Source organism: Lutibacter sp., from assembly GCF_041555395.1.
Classification (GTDB): domain Bacteria; phylum Bacteroidota; class Bacteroidia; order Flavobacteriales; family Flavobacteriaceae; genus Lutibacter.
On record NZ_JBFFKM010000109.1, the window covers coordinates 1 to 2,653 of the forward strand.

The 2,653-nt window shown below is 36.8% G+C and carries 2 protein-coding genes; one reads left to right on the forward strand and one right to left on the reverse strand.

Annotated features, from left to right (window positions below):
* Positions 1–1,461, forward strand: a 1,461-nt coding sequence (locus tag ABY285_RS12435; RefSeq protein ID WP_372770540.1) for a T9SS type B sorting domain-containing protein, incomplete at its 5' end; no start/stop codon positions are given.
* A gap of 128 nt (positions 1,462–1,589) precedes the next feature.
* Here the strand turns inward: ABY285_RS12435 and ABY285_RS12440 are convergent.
* Positions 1,590–2,393, reverse strand: a complete 804-nt coding sequence (locus ABY285_RS12440) for an HAD family hydrolase (protein WP_372770542.1) — start codon at positions 2,391–2,393, stop codon at positions 1,590–1,592.
* Positions 2,394–2,653 lie beyond the last annotated feature (260 nt).

Here is a 2,653-nt window from a genome sequence, read left to right on the forward strand (position 1 = left end):
ACACCAATATATTCAGGCTCAAACTATACACCTTTACTTTCCGCAACTACAACTTATTATGTTTTGGCATCGGCAAACGGTTGTGTAACAGGAGACAGAATTGCCATAATTGCCACTGTAAATCCATTACCAATTATCCAATCTGCCATTGAATTTAAAAATTGCGATGAAGATGGAATTGCCGATGGTTTTACCGATTTTAATTTAAACGAAGCAAACACCATTATCACAAAAGGAGACAATAGTTTAAATGTAAACTATTATTTAACTTCCACAGAAGCCAATATCGGTGGAGTTCCTTTAAATAATCCATCAACATTTAACAATGCAACGGCAAATACTGTTTATGCCAGAGTGCAAAATACTTTTTGTTTTAGCGTTTCAACAGTAAAATTAAGCGTTTCTTCAACCTTATTGCCGGCCGGCTTTAACTACGAACTTACGGCCTGTGACAAGGACGCAAATGCAGACGGTTTTTTTGCCTTTAACCTAACTGAGTCATCAACGTATTTTATAAATAGCCTTCCTGCCGGACAGCCCTTAAGCGTTCATTATTATAGAAATTTAAATGATGCGCAACTGGAACTAAATGAAATTCCGCCAGCAAATTATACCAACCAAACCAAAGATTCAGAAATTTTGTTTGTGCGGATTGAAAATGAAAACGATGGAAATTGTTATGGCATTGGACCATATTTGACACTAACCGTTCAACAAATTCCGAAATTTGAGGTAAATCCGACCGCCATTGTGTGCTTGAATTTACCGCCAATAAAGCTTCAAACTTTTAATCCGCAAGGAAATTACACTTATCAATGGAAAAATGATACTGGCACTGTTATCAGTTATGATTCTTCCGCTGAGGTTTCATCGGCAGGAATTTACACGGTTATTGCCAATTCGGATTTAAATTGTGAATCTTTTCCGAAAACAGTAACGGTTACGGCTTCTGATATTGCAACAATTACGATGAATGACATTACCGTTGTTGATGATTCGGACAATAACTACATTACCATAAACAACACCAATTTAGGCCTTGGTGATTATGCGTTTTCATTGGATGCGCCGTTTGGCCCGTTTCAGGACGAAACTTCTTTTGAAAACTTACTACCCGGAACTTACACCTTGTATGTGAGCGACAAAAACAGTTGTGGTGTTGCGGCATTGGATATTGCGATTTTGGGATTTCCCAAATTCTTTACACCCAACGACGACGGGCAAAACGACACGTGGAAAGTGCTTGGAAACGACACCAATAACATCCAAATATCTGCTATTTATGTCTACGACCGTTTTGGAAAATTGGTTGCTGATGTTGATTTAACTGGTGACGGCTGGGATGGATTTTACAATGGAGAAAGGCTCCCTTCGGCCGATTACTGGTATTTGGTGAAGTTTACTGATCAACATGGTGATTCTAGGGAAAAACAAGGTCATTTAAGCTTAATCAGAAGGTGATTTTTTGCGTTAGGGACTGAACGGTTTGTTTGAGCTCTTTTAAATTTACCTGAGTAAATTTAAAAAGCGAGTAGTGAAGGCCTGGCCCGAAAGGGAACGCCCCGAAACAAATTTCTGTTATTTTTATCTTAAAATAGTTCTTGAATGGTTTTTGCCACACCATCATTTTTATTGGTGTCGGTAACTTTATCGGCAATTTGCAGCACTTCTTCAATGGCATTTGCCACAGCAACGCCTAAACCAACCGCTTTCAACATTTCAATATCGTTATAATTGTCTCCAAAAGCCACAATATCTTTCATTGAAAATTCTGGATAACAGCTGTTTAACAACACTTCAATAGCTGTTTTTTTGGAAACGGAATGGTGAGAAATTTCAATATATGTTGGTTTTGACCGGTATAAAATAATTTCGTCGGAAAAGGAATTTTCTAACGCTTTATACAAAACATCAATTTCAGTTTCATCGCCCATGCACATAATTTTATGCGCTCCTTTTCCCTCATTTTTCCATTTGTATAAAACTTCTTTGCTCGATTTTACTTCAGGAGTGACCTTTGTGTTATTCTCCTCTTTTTTTGCCCAGAAATCCATTGTAGGAACATACCATTCGTCTTCAAAATACAAACTTAAATGTATCGCTGTTTTTGCGCACAAACCAATAACGGCTTCCAAAACCGAATTGTCAATAAACGCGGAGTGCAAAACTTGGTTATTGTGCAACACCAATCCGCCATTATAGGCAATCAGCGGCGCTGTAGTATTTCCCAATTGGTTTTGCAAATGCCGTATCGCTTTTGGCATACGGGAAGAAATAAGTACAAAAGGAATGGGCGAAATACGTTTAATTTCTTGAATGGTCATCTCCGACAATTCCCTGTTTTTATTCAAAAGCGTACCATCAATATCGGAACAAATTAATTTAAAATCCATGTTGTGTTTATTGTTGCCCGGCAAAAGTAAGAAATTCAAGTTCGTAAATTTATGGAATCTTAGAGTAAAAAAAGCTGTACGCTTGTTAACTCCATCAAAAGATTATTTATTAAACTTATGCTAAAAAAGAATTCCGGTAATTTCATGTAAAATATTTTGGTTATCTTGATTCGGTAATTAAAAACTTAGTTTATGCGACCTTCAATTCATAAATTTAAATATATAGCGCTCTTTTTTTTTACCGGGTTTATTTACGGACA

What these genes read in the sequence shown, in the direction of transcription:
- ABY285_RS12440 (WP_372770542.1), bottom strand. Translation starts at nt 2,393, where the DNA reads ATGGATTTTAAATTAATTTGTTCCGATATTGATGGTACGCTTTTGAAT.